Annotated in this window: 14 protein-coding genes and 1 tRNA gene; 8 read left to right on the plus strand and 7 right to left on the minus strand. The window is 61.7% G+C overall.

The genetic code is table 11. The annotated features are described in order from the left end of the window. Positions 1-15: 15 nt before the first annotated feature. Both GOX01_RS07485 and GOX01_RS07490 read right to left on the minus strand, forming a co-directional pair. On the minus strand, positions 16-663 hold the full coding sequence (locus GOX01_RS07485) for a hypothetical protein (RefSeq protein ID WP_011252043.1): 648 nt from the start codon (positions 661-663) through the stop codon (positions 16-18). Positions 664-754: 91 nt separating this feature from the next. Next, positions 755-2,209, minus strand: a complete 1,455-nt coding sequence (locus GOX01_RS07490) for a SulP family inorganic anion transporter (protein ID WP_062269689.1) — start codon at positions 2,207-2,209, stop codon at positions 755-757. A 185-nt stretch (positions 2,210-2,394) separates the two neighbouring features. On the opposite strand from GOX01_RS07490, the gene GOX01_RS07495 reads away from it, so the two are divergent. After that, complete coding sequence (locus GOX01_RS07495) at positions 2,395-3,258, plus strand: SDR family oxidoreductase (protein ID WP_024716522.1); 864 nt, start codon at positions 2,395-2,397, stop codon at positions 3,256-3,258. A 101-nt stretch (positions 3,259-3,359) separates the two neighbouring features. Continuing rightward, positions 3,360-3,435 (plus strand) — tRNA-His (locus GOX01_RS07500). 34 nt (positions 3,436-3,469) lie between these two features. Here GOX01_RS07500 and GOX01_RS07505 read toward each other — a convergent pair. Beyond that, positions 3,470-4,402: a DMT family transporter gene (locus GOX01_RS07505; RefSeq protein ID WP_011252040.1), complete on the minus strand. Its 933-nt coding sequence runs from the start codon at positions 4,400-4,402 to the stop codon at positions 3,470-3,472. A 235-nt stretch (positions 4,403-4,637) separates the two neighbouring features. Between GOX01_RS07505 and GOX01_RS07510 the strand changes: the two genes are divergently transcribed. Next, on the plus strand, positions 4,638-6,059 hold the full coding sequence (locus GOX01_RS07510) for a mannose-1-phosphate guanylyltransferase/mannose-6-phosphate isomerase (protein WP_011252039.1): 1,422 nt from the start codon (positions 4,638-4,640) through the stop codon (positions 6,057-6,059). Positions 6,060-6,090: 31 nt separating this feature from the next. Here GOX01_RS07510 and GOX01_RS07515 read toward each other — a convergent pair whose 3' ends face one another. Together GOX01_RS07515 and GOX01_RS07520 are read right to left on the minus strand one after the other, a co-directional pair. After that, positions 6,091-7,014: an SDR family oxidoreductase gene (locus GOX01_RS07515; protein WP_062269687.1), complete on the minus strand. Its 924-nt coding sequence runs from the start codon at positions 7,012-7,014 to the stop codon at positions 6,091-6,093. After that, entirely contained in the window at positions 7,011-8,417 is a 1,407-nt protein-coding gene (locus GOX01_RS07520) for a hypothetical protein (protein WP_011252037.1), read from the minus strand. The genes GOX01_RS07515 and GOX01_RS07520 overlap by 4 nt, the downstream gene beginning before the upstream one ends. Before the next feature lie 326 nt (positions 8,418-8,743). Between GOX01_RS07520 and rplM the strand changes: the two genes are divergently transcribed. The 3 genes from rplM to GOX01_RS07535 all read left to right on the plus strand — a co-directional run bounded on the left by rplM (position 8,744) and on the right by GOX01_RS07535 (position 11,047). Beyond that, positions 8,744-9,217 carry a 50S ribosomal protein L13 gene (gene rplM / locus GOX01_RS07525; RefSeq protein ID WP_011252036.1) on the plus strand — a complete coding sequence of 158 codons (474 nt, stop codon included), beginning with the start codon at positions 8,744-8,746 and terminating at the stop codon, positions 9,215-9,217. A 10-nt stretch (positions 9,218-9,227) separates the two neighbouring features. Continuing rightward, positions 9,228-9,719 carry a 30S ribosomal protein S9 gene (gene rpsI, locus GOX01_RS07530; protein WP_011252035.1) on the plus strand — a complete coding sequence of 164 codons (492 nt, stop codon included), beginning with the start codon at positions 9,228-9,230 and terminating at the stop codon, positions 9,717-9,719. Positions 9,720-9,967: 248 nt separating this feature from the next. Beyond that, positions 9,968-11,047: a branched-chain amino acid aminotransferase gene (locus GOX01_RS07535; protein ID WP_024716524.1), complete on the plus strand. Its 1,080-nt coding sequence runs from the start codon at positions 9,968-9,970 to the stop codon at positions 11,045-11,047. A 35-nt stretch (positions 11,048-11,082) separates the two neighbouring features. On the opposite strand, the gene GOX01_RS07540 is transcribed toward GOX01_RS07535, so the two are convergent. Then, a complete protein-coding gene (locus GOX01_RS07540; RefSeq protein ID WP_011252033.1) occupies positions 11,083-11,679 on the minus strand; it encodes a nucleotidyltransferase family protein in 597 nt (198 codons plus the stop codon). Continuing rightward, positions 11,676-12,647 (minus strand): XdhC family protein, encoded by a 972-nt coding sequence (locus tag GOX01_RS07545; protein WP_011252032.1) that lies wholly within the window; start codon positions 12,645-12,647, stop codon positions 11,676-11,678. The genes GOX01_RS07540 and GOX01_RS07545 overlap by 4 nt, the downstream gene beginning before the upstream one ends. A gap of 169 nt (positions 12,648-12,816) precedes the next feature. On the opposite strand from GOX01_RS07545, the gene GOX01_RS07550 reads away from it, so the two are divergent. Both GOX01_RS07550 and moaA read left to right on the plus strand, forming a co-directional pair. Further along, positions 12,817-14,013: a molybdopterin molybdotransferase MoeA gene (locus tag GOX01_RS07550; RefSeq protein ID WP_011252031.1), complete on the plus strand. Its 1,197-nt coding sequence runs from the start codon at positions 12,817-12,819 to the stop codon at positions 14,011-14,013. Beyond that, complete coding sequence (gene moaA, locus GOX01_RS07555) at positions 14,003-15,037, plus strand: GTP 3',8-cyclase MoaA (RefSeq protein WP_080504724.1); 1,035 nt, start codon at positions 14,003-14,005, stop codon at positions 15,035-15,037. The genes GOX01_RS07550 and moaA overlap by 11 nt, the downstream gene beginning before the upstream one ends. Positions 15,038-15,045: the final 8 nt, after the last annotated feature.

Raw genomic sequence — 15,045 nt, forward strand, 5'->3', positions numbered from 1 at the left:
AAAGATTGGACGGAATTACAGACTGTGACTGTCCGTCTCCGGATGATGCAGGGCCGGGTCCATTCCGCCCTGCATGCCCATTCCGCCGCCTCCACCACCGCCGTCCCCACTACCTCCGCCGCCACCTTTTCCGCCTTCCTTACCGTCACCTTTGTTTCCACCATTCGAGGAGGGGCGGGCAGGCCCCTGTTCGGGCAGGACGAGATCGGAAGGCAGGCTTTCAAGGTTCAGGGCCTTGCGGATGAAGTTGCGCAGGGACACCACCAGATCATGGGTAGGGACAGGGCGTCCGGCCACAAGCTCCGCCGCCGCGCGGCCCGCCATCCGGACCTGTTCTTCTGTTCCGAGCAGGATAATGTCGGACAGCGCGGCTTCGACGGCATCGCGTATGCGGCGGTTGCGGTCCGAGCCGGAAAGTTGGTCAGGTCCCAGATCCCGCTTGTGCGTCGGATCCACGAGCAGGGTGCCGGTGAACGAACCGCCCAGTGTGCGATAGGCGGCCATCAGCACGCGAAGGCGCTCGTTGATCTGGCGGTTCATCCGCTCCCGGCGCTGCTGGATGGTCAGCATCGTCAGCAGCCGGATGCCGACCCCGATCAGCGTGAAAAGCGCCAGCCCGATCAGGGTGGCCAGCAGGCTGTGCCAGGAACTGAAATCAATCATGCTGCGCAACGCGTCTCTCCGGATCGCTCGGGGATGCCGTTATAACAGTCAGGCATCCACACGGTTTTGCGATTTCAGGCCCTGCTGTTCCTTACAGTGCGAGCAGGCTCTCGTTGGACTGCGAGGCAATGATGCCGTGCTGGTCGTGATGAAGTCCCGTGACTTCGACCGTATGGCCGTGAGACTGGAGCTTGCCGATGATCTTCTCCAGAACCTGCACTGAAGTGATGTCCCAGAAACGCGCATGGGTGAGGTCGAGCACCACGGTTTTTGCATCCGTATGGTAGTCGATGGCATCGGACAGGCTGTCTGCGGATGCGAAAAAGACCTGTCCTGAGGCTCGGTATGTCAGCGTTTCGCCCGACCGCTCTTCCGTAACGCGCAGAAGCTTTGCGGCATGCCAGGCGAAGAATACGCCCGAGAGCATGACACCAACCGCAACACCTGCGGCCAGATCATGGGTCATGACGACCACGGCAACCGTGACGAGCATGGTCAGGCTGGACAGGCGCGGGTGGCGGGTCAGATCGCGCAGGCTGCTCCAGGAGAACGTGCTGGCGGAGACCATGATCATGATGGCGACAAGGGCAGCCATCGGAACCTGTCCGACCCAGCGATGCAGCAGCACCATAAGGGCTAGCAGGAACGCGCCTGCCGTGAAGGTGGACAGGCGTCCGCGACCGCCATAGCGCAGATTGCCAACGGTTTGGCCAATCATGCCGCAGCCTGCGATGCCGCCAAATGCGCCGACGAGAATGTTGGAAATGCCGAGGCCCGTGCATTCCATGCGCTGGTCACCATGGGTGTCGGTGATGTCATCGACGACGGAGGCCGTCATCATGGATTCCAGTAGCCCCACGGCAGCCATGGCCAGCGCGTAAGGCAGCACGACCGACCATGTGGCCCAGTTCAGGGCGATATGCGGGAAGGTCAGGCTGGGCAGGCCGGTTGGCAGATCGCCGAGATCCGAAATCGTGTGAACCGGCATCGGATGCAGCATCGTGATGGCTGTCAGAATGACGATGCAGATCAGCGGCGAGGGGATGGCATCCGACAGACGGGGCAGCAAATAGATGATGACAAGGCCCAGCGCGATCAGAGCATAGGTGTGCCAGGTCACGCCCAGCATCTGCGGCACCTGTGCGGAAAAGATCATGATGGCCAGCGCATTCACGAAGCCCGTGCGGACTTCCGCGGGCACGAACCGCATGACGGCCTGAAGACGCAGCAGCCCGAACACGACCTGAAAGGCACCGGCCACCAGCGTAGCGAGCAGCATGGCCTGTACGCCGTGAGCGTGCACCAGCGGTGCCGCGACCAGAGCCACCGAACCGGCCGCACCGGAAATCATGCCCGGACGTCCGCCGAAAATGGCAATCGAGACGGAAATGACGAAGGACGCGAACAGCGAAACGGCCGGCGAGACGCCGGCGATATAGGAGAAGGCAACGACCTCGGGAATGAGGGCAAAGGTGCCGACCATTCCGGCCAGCACTTCGCGCAGCGGGTTCTGTGCCCACTGGCGACGATAGAGAGCGGGAGTCATGAAGGATCCTTGCAGGCAGGGCGTGAACAGGGTGCGACGTATTTAGGCCCGGCGCGGCAATGGTGAATCCAGTGTAACCCGGCTCGGTTCAGGATTGAAGGTCTGGAATGAACCGGAGCGAATTGAACAGCAGGCAACGTTTTTGCGTTGGGGTGGAACAGATCTTCCTTCATCCGGAGCATACCATGGCCAACTATCCCGCCCCGCCGTTCAACACCCCGCATCAGGATCATATTCCCGGCCAGACATCCCTCATGACGCCGAAGCCCGACCATGGTGAGCAGAGCTATGTCGGCCATGACCGTCTGCGCGGAAAGATCGCGATCATCACGGGTGGGGATTCCGGTATCGGCCGGGCTGTTGCGATCGCGTTTGCGCGGGAAGGCGTGGATGTCGTCCTGTCGTTCCTGCCTGAGGAAATGGACGATGCCCGTGAAACCGAATCCTGGATACGCAAGGCGGGACGGCGCGCCCTCCTTGTTCCCGGCGACCTGCGGGATAGGGATGTCTGCGCCGAACTGGTGGACCGGACGGTCGCTGAGTTCGGACAGATCGACATTCTCGTGAACAACGCGGCCTTTCAGATTGAACGGTCCTCACTGGCGGATGTCAGTGAGGAGGAATGGGACAAGACGTTCGATATCAATGCCGGCTCTGCATTCCGCCTGTCGCGTCTGGCCCTGCCGCACATGCCGCGGGGTGGGGCGCTGATCCATACGGTTTCGGTCAATGCCGATCAGCCCAAGCCAAAGCTTCTGGCCTATTCCGCGACCAAGAGCGCCATCCAGAACTTCAGCGGCGGTCTGGCCCAGTTGCTGGGCGAGAAGGGAATCCGCTCCAACGTGGTCGCTCCTGGCCCGATCTGGACGCCGCTCATTCCCGCGACCATGGATGTCGAACACGTGGAACGCTTTGGCGCTGATACGCCGATGAAGCGCCCGGGACAGCCGGCGGAACTGGCCGGGGCGTATGTTTTCCTGGCCAGTGATGACGCCCGCTATGTCTCGGGCGCCACGATTGCCGTCACCGGGGGTACTCCGGTGATCTGAGTCGGAACGGGGCGGTCGAAAAAATCCGGAGCGTAAAAAAAATTGCGTCAAAGGACTGGACGACAGCCCCAACCTTCCTCTAGAGAATGCGTCGCTGTGTGGCGGATGTAGCTCAGTTGGTAGAGCGCCGGTTTGTGGTACCGGTTGTCGCGGGTTCGATCCCCGTCATTCGCCCCAGCAATCCTTATCCCCGAAAAACTGAATATTGCCCTCAGGGTTTTGCGACATCAGTCTGCTGGTGGTGTCTGTGTTCCCAGTGTTCTTCCAGCGCCATGCGCTCGAAGCGCAGTTTCTGGCGGATCCAGTTCAGCATGCCCGAGAGCGTGACGACCACGATCCCCACGAAAGTCCAGTTGTCTAGAGGCTGGTTAAACAGCAGGTAGCTGAATGCCACCGCCCAGACCATCTGGCTGTATTGCGGGAGTGCCACGCGGTTCGCGGGGGCGACGGCTGTGGCCATCATCATGAAAAGCTGCCCCAGGGCGGCGAGAAACCCGTAGCCGAACAGAATGGCCCAGACCTTCAGACCATGTGGCCAGGACGCATGGGTGATCATGAGCAGACCATCCCCGATCAGTGGACCGAACAGGCTTGATCCGAACAGGGAAAGCCGTGCGCTCCCGTCTCCAGCAAGCCGGTAGGCCACGACGCTGCTAGCATTGGCGAGGGCTGCGACGATGGCGCAGACATGACCCAGATGGAATGTCCGCGCACCGGGCCGCAGGACAATCAGTACACCGAGAAATCCGACTGCGACGGACAGCCACGTCCAGAACGAGACCTTTTCCTTGAGGATCGTCACGGAAATGATGGTGACGAAGAAGGGCATCAGGAACATCAGCGACAGGGCTTCTGGCATGGGCAACAGCATGAAGGCCATGACGCTCGCGGCCGTCGAGACGAATGTCGAAACCGCGCGCAGAATCCACATCCCCGGCCGCGTTGTCGCAAAGATGTCGGAATAGGGTTCGTCGGGTCGGCGGATGAAAGGCAGGAGAATGAATCCGAAGACGCCGCCTGAAAACGCGACTTCAAAAGGGTCCAGATGTCCCGCAAGTCCTTTTGAGCAGGCATCGCTGATGGAAAAGGCGGCATAGCCCAGAAGCGCCAGAAGAATACCGGAGGAGAAAATATTCTGTTTCATGAGTCTGTTTCTCCGCGGGTAAAGCTGATTCCCGTCCGGGGATAAGGAAACCTGCTTGCGCTGACAGTCAATGTTTCAGATTTCCGGAAGCGTCTTTTCTGATGCTCCGCTCATTATTGAGAGCAGGAGGAGGACGGGAGGTAAAATTGGAAAGGCCGCGACCTTGATGTAGGATGCGCGCCCTTCGGGGAAGCCGTACGGCCCCCATCTTGTGGATGAAAAAGCGTAAGCCCCCATGTCCCAGAAGATCGTTCCAGTCATTCTCTCCGGTGGATCAGGCAGCCGGCTGTGGCCGGTTTCGCGCAGCAGCTACCCCAAGCAGTTCTGGCCTCTCCTGTCGAAGCATACCCTGATCCAAGAAACGGCGCTGCGCGGCGCGCGGGCAGGGCTGGCGGACCCGATCGTGATCTGTAATGCTGAGCACCGCTTCATCGTCGCGGAACAGCTGCGGGATGTCGGGGTTAAAAATGCCCGGATCGTCCTCGAACCCGTGGGCCGCAATTCCGCTCCGGCCATAGCGGCAGCTGCGTTCCTGGTAGCCGAGACGGATCCGGACGCCGTTCTGTGGATCATGGCTGCGGATGCGGCCATTACCGATGAGGCAGCTCTCTACTCCGCGCTTGAGCATGCTGTTGCCGCAGCAGCCCAGGGACGGATCGTGACGTTCGGAATGAAGCCCACGCGCGTCGAGACGGGCTATGGCTATATCGAGAGCGGTGCGCCCCTTTCAAGCCTTGAAGGCGTTTATGAAGTCTCGCGTTTTGTCGAGAAGCCGGATGCCGTGACGGCGGAAGCCTTTTTCCGTGATGGGCGGTATCTGTGGAATTCCGGCATGTTCGTTACCCAGGCCGGCGTTTTTCTTTCCGAGATCCAGACCTTCGAGCCTGCGATCCACGAGCATGTCGGGCAGGCCGTCCGGGCGCGCCGGAGCGACCTCGATTTCGACCGCCTGGACGATGCGAGCTTCCGTCAGGCACCGGATATTTCCGTGGATTATGCCGTGGCCGAGCGGACGAAACGTGCGGCTGTCGTGCCGGGAACATTCGGCTGGTCGGATATCGGCAGCTGGGATGCGCTGTGGGAGCTGACGTCCAAGGATGAAGCGGGCAACGCCACGTTCGGGGATGTTTTCCTCGATGATGCGCGGAACTGCTATGTCCGCTCGGACGGAATCGTCGCCACAGTCGCCGGTGTGGAAGATCTGATCGTCGTCGTGACGCAGGACGCCGTCATGGTCTCGCATCGTGACCGGGCGCAGGACGTCAAGCACATGGTCAGCCGGCTGAAGAAAGCCGGGCGCAAGGAAGCGGTGGCCCATAACCGCATGTATCGCCCGTGGGGCTTCTATGAGAGCCTGATCCAGGCGGACCGGTTCCAGGTCAAGCGGATCGTGGTTGAGCCAGGCCAGAAACTCTCGCTGCAGAAGCATTTCCATCGCGCCGAGCACTGGGTTGTCGTGGGCGGCACGGCACTCGTCACCCGTGATGCCGACCAGATCATGGTGCGTGAAAACGAGAGCATCTATCTGCCGCTGGGCTGTGTGCACCGGCTTGAGAATCCGGGGCGGATTCCGCTGACCCTCATTGAGGTGCAGTCCGGGCCTTACCTCGGCGAAGACGATATCGTTCGGATCGAGGACGTCTATTCCCGGAACTGATGCGAACCGGGAGGCCCTGATCCTTCGTGGATCAGGGCTCCTGCTTCTGGTGCGTTCTGTTGCCGAACAGATGGTGCAGCCCGTTGGCAAGCGGAACGGGCGTGACGCCCAGACGCTGTTCCATCGGACCCACATCGAAATTCTTGTCTTCCAGAAGGCGGCGGATTTCTTCCGGCGCGATCTGCGGCAGTCTGCGGATATGCCGCGTCAGATGAGACAGCGCCATGAGCATCCATCCCGGCAGGGAGACGATGGGACGGCCGCCAAGTCCCGCAAAATACAGCACCATGCGCACGAAGGTCCGGTAAGCCACCGCTGTCGGACCGGCGATCACGATGCTTTCCGGCCCCGTGACGTCTCCGTTCTGGATCAGATGTATGGCCGAGACCAGGCAGCGTGTAACGTCCCGCTGGTCGATGGGCTGCACGAGGGCACGGCCACCGCCAGGAAGTGGGATGACGGGCAGGCGCTCCAGCAGCTTCGCTAGCCGCTGCACATTGTCTTCGCCCTGGGCACCATAGATCATGGTCGGATGCAGGATGATCGACGGGCGACCGTCGGCCTTGAGGGCGGTTTCGCCTGCGAGGACACCCCGTCCGTGATCGTCGGGCCAGCGCGTGAATTTGCGTGTGCTGCCCAGCGCTACGATAGGGGCTTTCGTAGCGGCCAGAATGGCGGGCAAGTGTCGCGCATGGGCCGTGTTGACGATAACCGCCGCATCTTCGAACGCCAGAGCCAGCGTGGCGCTGTCCGTAAGGTCTGCGATCCGCACGGCTTGACAGGCTTCTGCGATGTCGGGCGCGAGATTGCCCTGGCTGCGCACGACGGCAATGATCTTCTGGCCTTCAGCCAGAAGCGCGCGGCAGAGCGCGGATCCTGAGCGGCCGCTGGCGCCGATGATGCAGACCGGGCCTTTCGCAGGCGATGACGGGTCTGGGATGTTTCCGGTCGTCATTGCGCGGAAGCCTTCAGATCGGGGGAAGCGAGAAATGCCAGCATCGAGGCCGGGGAAGAGAAGGCGTCATTGAGGACCCGGAGGGAGACGGGCGTCCCGGAAGCATAGGTTACCGTCAGGGTACGACCAGCCGGATTGGCGACATAATCCGGAATCGCGCTCAGGGCCGGATTGACGGAAAGGGCCGTCTGCAAGACCTGCGCAGCCTGCTGGCGGAGCTGGTCCGCCGTCATGCCATTCCCGGCCTGCCGGGCGGACAGGACGAAACCGGTATCAAGAAGCCTGTCTCCCTTCAGCGAGAAGCTCACGTTTTGCAGGGCCGTCGACTGGAGCATCTGCTGCGGTGAGGAATGGCCTTGCGCAAAATCCGTCTGAACGGTCCAGGCACTGGCCGTCAGGGTCATGAAACCCGGGACCGTGAGGGACGCGTCGGTTTGGGACGTGTGATCGTCCAGATTCGAGACCTGGACAGAATGGGCGGTCGAGCCTGCGCCGTTGATCGGGAAGGGCAGCTTCTCGTCGCTCTGGAAATGAAAGCCCTTCAGATCCTGCGTCATGGTCGCGGTCTGGTTCTCCAGCGTTCCCGTCCCGTGCAGTTCATCGAGCCGGATTGTGCCTGATGTCATGCTCAGCCTGAAATTGCGGGCCGCAAAACTTTCGGGCGGGGCCATGTGCGGCGGCAGGGGATGGTGGTCCCACAGGGCTGCAACCTGGGCGGCGAGATCCTTCTGTTTCAGGTCCAGCCGCTCCAGACTGGCCTGTCCGCTGACAAGCTGCGGCTCCTGACCGGGGGCGTGAACGGTGCGCTCGTACGCGATGGTCGAACCCTCGGTGCGGAGTGTCGTGACGAGGGCGGGGCCGTAGTTGTCCAGCGTGAGACGACCGGAAAACAGGCTGTGCACATTGATCGGGCCAGGTGAGGGAGAGGGGACGAGGTTCTGGACCGAAAGCTGCTCGATCTGTCCGTGCGCGAGAGCGATATGTGCCGGATCGATTCGGGAATGGCCTTCCGTTGCGGGCCGGGAGGGCGGCAGAACCAGCTGGCGCAGGCTGAGCGTGCTGCCATGGATGATCTGCGTCGGCGTCTGAAGGAACGGTTCGCGGACTTCGACGGCGCGAATGGAGAGGCCACCATCCGGCGTCGGGCGGGGATGGCCCAGCTTCATCCGGGAAGCGCGCAGGGTGAGTGATCCATCCCGCAGGGTGATGTCGGTCAGGATCGCGCCCAGCGAGAGAATGGCCGGGTGTGCACTTCCATAAGTGAATGTCGTCCCGGGCGGGAGAGCCGCGCGGAAGCTTGAAAGGCCGCGGACCAGCTCCATGTGGGCTTCGTGGTGAACGCCGGCCATGCCGATTACGGCCGTTACCGAAATCAGGCTCGCCGTGAGCCAGGGTCTTTTCACGTTGATGTTCCTGTCTGAAACGGCCCCGCACAGGCGTCGGGCGCGAACGGTCTGTGTTGCGGCAGGATACCATTGTCGCGACATGGGGCAATGCAGACGTCGTTTTTGTTGCGGTAACTGGATACCGCATGGCTGAAAACGGCGGAAAACCGCTGCGAATCACATAATTCAATGTGTGAACGGGGCTTGACGTGCGCGCTGGAGACGGCAATAAGGCCCCACCTGATCCGCTTTGCCGGAGGAAAGGGTGCTTTCGGGCACCGTTTTCGCTGCAAGCGCCATCCACGGTGCGGCCCCTGGCCGTGCCCCAAGCTGGAATGTCACTAATGAAGACCACACGTTCGCTGAAGCCAGCGGAGGTGACGAAGAACTGGGTGCTGATCGACGCCGAAGGGCTCGTTCTCGGCCGTCTCGCCACCATCATCGCCACCCGCCTGCGCGGAAAGCACAAGCCGCAGTTCACCCCGCACGTTGATTGCGGCGACAACATTGTCGTCATCAACGCCGAGAAGGTCGTTCTGACGGGCAACAAGGTTGGCCAGAAGCTGTTCCACTACCACACGGGTCATCCGGGCGGTATCAAGGAGCGCACCATCACGCAGCGTCTCACGGGCAAGAACCCGGGTGAAGTTGTCGAGAAGGCCGTTGAGCGCATGATCACCCGTGGTCCTCTGCAGCGCGCCCAGATGAAGCACCTGTATGTCTATGCCGGTTCCGAGCATCCGCATGACGGCCAGAAGCCTGTCAAGCTGGACGTTGCTGCGATGAACCGCAAAAACACCGTAACCCACGAGTCGTAAGGCCTGTATCATGTCCGAGACCCAAGAGCGCACCGGCACGCTGCAGGACCTTGCGAGCGTTGCTCCTGCCGTTACCTCCAACGCTGCCCCGGTTCACGAAGTCAAGCGTGACGCCCAGGGCCGTTCCTACGCAACCGGCCGTCGTAAGGACGCCGTGGCCCGCGTGTGGATCAAGCCTGGCAAGGGTGACATCATCGTCAACGGCCGTCCGGTCACGACGTATTTCGCCCGTCCGGTCCTGCGTATGCTTCTGACGCAGCCGTTCCTGATTGCTGACCGCTACAACCAGTTCGACGTGTACTGCACGGTGACCGGTGGCGGTCTGTCCGGTCAGGCTGGTGCTGTCCGTCACGGTATCTCCCGTGCACTGACGTACTATGAGCCGAGCCTGCGTGGTATCCTCAAGGCTGCCGGCTTCCTGACGCGTGACAGCCGTATTGTCGAGCGTAAGAAGTACGGCCGTGCGAAGGCACGTCGTTCCTTCCAGTTCTCGAAGCGCTGATCCTTCAGCCTTTTCGAACGACGGAAAACCCGGCCAGAAATGGTCGGGTTTTTTTTGTGCCCGGTGTGCGCGGATGGTCAAGGTTGTGTTTTGCGAAATAAAAAACCGTAGAATAGCCTTGGCAAGCATCTTTCGGTCTAAAAATTAATTACAAGAGAAATAACATTCCCATATCGCCAGCGCCAAGCATGTATGGCAGAGTGCGTTCGCTGTTTTTAAGACCAGAATCTTCGGAAGATGTTTTCCCCATGACGCCCTTCATCATTGAAAAGACCGAAACCCCGACCGATCCCGTCAAGCGGACCGAACTGCTCGCCAACCCGGCTTTCGGGCGTGTTTTCACCGATCACATGGCTCTCATCAGCTACTCTGCTGACAAGGGCTGGCATGATGCGAAGATTACGCCGCGCCGCCCGCTGAGCATCGATCCGGCATCGACGGTCCTGCATTACGGGCAGGAGATCTTCGAAGGCATGAAAGCCTATCGTGAGAAGGACGGCCATGTCGCCACCTTCCGTCCCGAAGCCAATGCATCGCGCTTTGCCGCGTCTGCCCGTCGTATGGGCATGGCCGAGCTGCCGGAAGATCTGTTCGTTCAGGCCGTGGATGAACTGGTACGCGTGGATCAGGACTGGGTGCCGTCCGGTGAGGGACAGAGCCTTTATCTGCGTCCGTTCATGATCTCCAACGAAGTGTTCCTGGGTGTGAAGCCAGCGACGGAATACCTGTTCATAGTCATCGCGTGCCCGGTTGGTGCCTATTTCAGCTCCGGCTGCGTATCCGTCTGGGTGTCCGAACACTACACGCGCGCTGCCATCGGTGGCACGGGTGAGGCCAAGTGCGGTGGCAACTATGCCGGCAGCCTGATTGCCCAGGCCGAAGCCAAGGACAAGGGCTGCGACCAGGTCCTGTTCCTTGATGCGCGGGAGCGTCGCTTCGTTGAGGAAATGGGCGGCATGAACGTGATGTTCGTTCGCAAGGACGGCAAGATCGTCACCCCACCTCTGGGTGGCACCATCCTGCGTGGCATTACCCGCAACAGCCTGATCCAGCTTGCCGCCGATCAAGGGATCGAGGTGGTTGAAGAGCCGGTCGATATCGACGAGCTGTTCTCGGGTGCGGCTTCGGGCAAGTACACAGAAGCCTTCGCCTGCGGCACGGCGGCGGTTCTTTCGCCGATCGGAAAATTCATGCGTCCGACGGGTGAAGCCGTGTTTGGTGACGGCAAGACGCCTGGCCCGGTCTCGCAGCAGCTCAAGAAGGCCCTGACGGATGTGCAGGGCGGCCGGACGAACGACGTCCATGGCTGGATCCACCGCATTTCCTGACGCCTGTCAGCCGGGTTCATAAAGAGCCCGGCTTTTCAGTCCCGGTCGATCCAGCCGGCACGAACCGCAGCATCAAGCTGCTCCGGCGTGTCGATATCGAAGCCGAGTTCGGGCGCGCAGACGCAGATCGGCGCAGTTTGCGTGTTCTTCCAGAGTTGCCGCAGGCCGGTATCGCCCTGCAGGCCTTGGATACGCTGCTGGGTTGCCGGGCTCAGCAGCACCGGAATGCCCCGCCCGTCTTCGCCATAAGACGTGATGACATCTTTCCCGTCGGCGTCCTGTTCCAGAAGAACGCGAAGATGCCGCTCGGTCAGGCAGGGCTGATCCGCCCCAGTGATCAGGAGCGGGAGGCTGCTCCCGGCGAGCGCCCGATGACCGCATCTGAGCGATGACGCCATGCCGGTCTGCCAGTCTTCATTCTGCACCAGAACGACATCGAGCCCCGCAAGGGCCTGTCGTATCGCGGCTTCAGCACCGCCCGTCACGACAACAAGATGCTCCGGTCGTGTTGCCAGCAGGAGCCGGGCGACATGTCGCACCAGAGGGACGCCACCGATGCTCAGAAGCTGTTTGGGGCGGCCGAGACGGGTGCTTCCCCCCGCGGCCAGAAGAAGGGCGGAATGGCGTTTCATCGGGGACGGGTCGCGATCATCTGGGTCAGGATGGAGAGCGCGATTTCCATCGGGGTCCGGGCGCCGATCTCCAGTCCTGCGGGCAGGTGCAGGCGGCTGAATGCGTCTTCCGGGACCCCGGCTGCCCTGAGGGCTTCAAGCCGGCCCGGAATCTTGCGCCGGCTTCCGAGAATGCTGACGCAGAACGCTTCGGATTTCAGGGCGTGAGCTGTAAGCGTCAGGTCCGAAAGAGCGTCGTGCGTCAGGCTGTAAACGGCCGTCCACCGATCGAGTGAGAGCGTGGGAAGGGCGGCGTCCAGACTGCCGCGGATATAGTGTGCTGGCGAGAGGCCGGGAGGCGGTTCGGGGGGGCCGTAGGGCCGGAGCAGGATAGTCTCGAGTCCCATGAGGCCGGACAGGCTCAGGAGCGCAAGCGTAATGGGATCTCCGCCAGAGAGGATCAGGCGCAGGGGCGGCAAATACTGGCGAAAGAAGCGACCTGCCTCGTTTCCGGTAGAGTATGCCTCGTCGCAGAACCGCATGTTGCCCGTGTCGAGATCGGTCAGGAGCGTGACCGGTCTGCGACTCTCCCGGGCTGTCTTAAGGGTTGCGACATGGGCCCCCAGGTCCGGCACGGCCCGCACGAAAATCCCGATGCGGCCGCCGCAGGTAAGCTGGATGTCCAGAACCGGACTGCCCGCGCCATAATCTAGCATCCGTGGCTGTCCGTCTTTCAGACACTCCAGCGCCTCTCCGCGCACGGCCGCTTCCACGCAGCCGCCGGACACATAGCCCTGAACCTCTCCGTCCTCGCAGATCGCCATTTCGCTCCCCAGCGGACGCGGGGAAGAGCCGGTGATGCTGACCAGCGTTGCCAGGACGGCGCGTTTCCCTTCAGCGGACCAGTGCTCCAGTGTGGGAAACAGGTCGTCTGTCAGGCCGTAAAGCGGCCACTGGGGAAGGGGAGAAAACTGTGCCGCGGCCGTCATGGAGGGGTCCTGATGCTCTTTGGTGGCATAAGGGTAACGCCAAAGACGATTATGACATACCCTTTCACCCTCAGACTGTTGATCCGTAGGCCATGAGGTCTATATCGGCAGGGAATACAGCGTCGGCATTTCAGCCAGCGGAACAGACACGGCAGCGACCGGAGCGGAAATGAGTGAACTCCTGAGCGTTACACGGGCCATGGAGCTTGTGCTGGATTATGCCGGCAGCTTCGGGACCGAGACGGTTGATCTGACGATGGCAGCCGGGCGTATCCTCCAGCAGACGATCCGTGCCGAACGCGCCCAGCCGCCTTATGACCGTGTGATGATGGACGGCATTGCCTTCCGCCACGGGAGCGGTCCAACGCTGGTGTCGCACGGAATCCAGCGTGCGGGGGCACCGGGGCAGCCGCTCCCGGAGGGACATGTCTGCCTCGAAGTCATGACGGGCGCCGTGCTGCCAGAGGGTGCGGACACGGTCGTTCCGGTCGAACGTCTTGTGCGTGAAGGCCGGCTGATCCGCTTTGAAGAGGGTTATGAGCCGCGCAAGGGGCAGTTCATTCATCGCCGGGGTTCCGACTGTGCGGCGGGAACGGAGCTTCTCGCGCCAGGTCAGCGTCTTGATGGCCCCGCCCTCGCTGTTCTGGCGGGAAATGGTCATGCCCAGGTTAGCGTATCGCGGATTCCGTCCATCGGGATTGTGGCCACGGGCGATGAACTTGTGGATGTCAGCGCACCGGTACGGGACTGGGAGATCCGGCGGTCCAATGAATACGCCCTGACGGGTGCTCTGCTGTCACGCGGCTTCAACTGCATCGAACGGTCCGTCGTACCCGATGATCTCGCGGAGACGATCGTGGCCCTGCGCGAACAGCTCTCGCGTCATGACGTCCTGATCCTGAGCGGCGGCGTGTCGATGGGGGCGTTCGATCATGTTCCTAAGGCGCTGTCGAAAATCGGGGTGGAGCGGGTGTTCCACAAGGTTGCGCAGCGTCCGGGTAAACCGCTGTGGTTTGGTGTTGGTCCCGAGGGGCAGCGTGTGTTTGGTCTGCCGGGCAATCCGGTGTCTGCCACGACCTGTGGCGTGCGTTATGTCATGCCTATGCTTCTGGCGGGGCAGGGGCTGTGCCGCCCTGAGCCTTACACGGTCATGCTCGATGCAGAGGCCGATCTGATCCCGACGCTCACCCGGTTTCTTCCAGTCAAAGTCCGCCATGACGCTACGGGACAGGCGCTCGCAACGCCATGCCCGATGCCGACCTCTGGCGATTTCAGCTTTCTGGCGTCTACGGACGGATTTGTGGAACTGCCGCGTGGTGAAGGGATGGCGCCCCGTGGAACAGCTGCGATGTTTCATGGCTGGTAACCAGACGCCAGCCCTGACCGATCGCTTCAGCCGTCCGCTGCATGATCTGCGGATTTCCGTCATGGACCGCTGCAATTTCCGCTGCCCGTACTGCATGCCGGAAGCGACCTATCACGAGCATTTCCGCTTTCTTGAACCGAAAGAGCGCCTGAGCTTCGACGAGATCGAACGTGTGGCGCGTGTGGCGGTCTCGCTCGGTGTCCGCAAGCTGCGGCTGACGGGTGGGGAGCCATTGCTGCGTCCGAAGCTGCCAGAACTCGTAGCGCGTCTGGCGTCCATTGAGGGTGTGGAAGACATTGCCCTGACCACCAATGGCGTCCTGCTGGAGCGGCATGTCCAGGATCTGAAAGAGGCCGGGCTGAACCGCGTGACGGTCAGTCTCGACAGTCTGGATCCGGCGGTCTTTGCGCGGATGAGTGGCGGCCGGGCGCAGCTTGAACCGGTTCTGGAGGCTATAGAGGCAGCACAGACCATCGGTTTTTCAGGCGGTGTGAAGCTCAATACCGTTGTCCAGCGCGGACTGAACGATGCGGGTGTAGAGGCTCTGGCCGAACGCTTCCGTCATAGCGGCGTCGTGCTGCGCTTCATCGAATACATGGATGTCGGAACGCGCAATCACTGGGAGCGCGCTGAAGTCGTACCGTCGCGTGAACTGCGCGAGCGCATTGATGCCCGGTGGCCGCTCGAACCCGTGGATGCGCATTATCGTGGGGAAGTGGCCCAGCGGTATCGCTATTGCGACGGGGCTGGGGAAGTCGGCTTCATTTCTTCCGTCACGGCGCCGTTCTGCGGAGACTGTTCGCGCGCGCGGCTGTCGTCGGAAGGGCAGCTTTATACCTGCCTGTTCGCCTCGGAAGGGAGGGATCTGCGCACGCTTTTACGCAGCGATGCGGACGACGCAGCCCTGCGGGACCTTTTGGCCGGGGTGTGGCGCCGCCGGACGGACAGGTATAGTGAGGAACGGGCTGCCTCTTCGGATGCGCCCGCACGACGCCGCATCGAGATGAACTATATCGGCGGCTAGAATTTGGT

This window comes from Gluconobacter oxydans, assembly GCF_006539685.1.
Classification (GTDB): Bacteria; Pseudomonadota; Alphaproteobacteria; order Acetobacterales; family Acetobacteraceae; genus Gluconobacter; species Gluconobacter oxydans.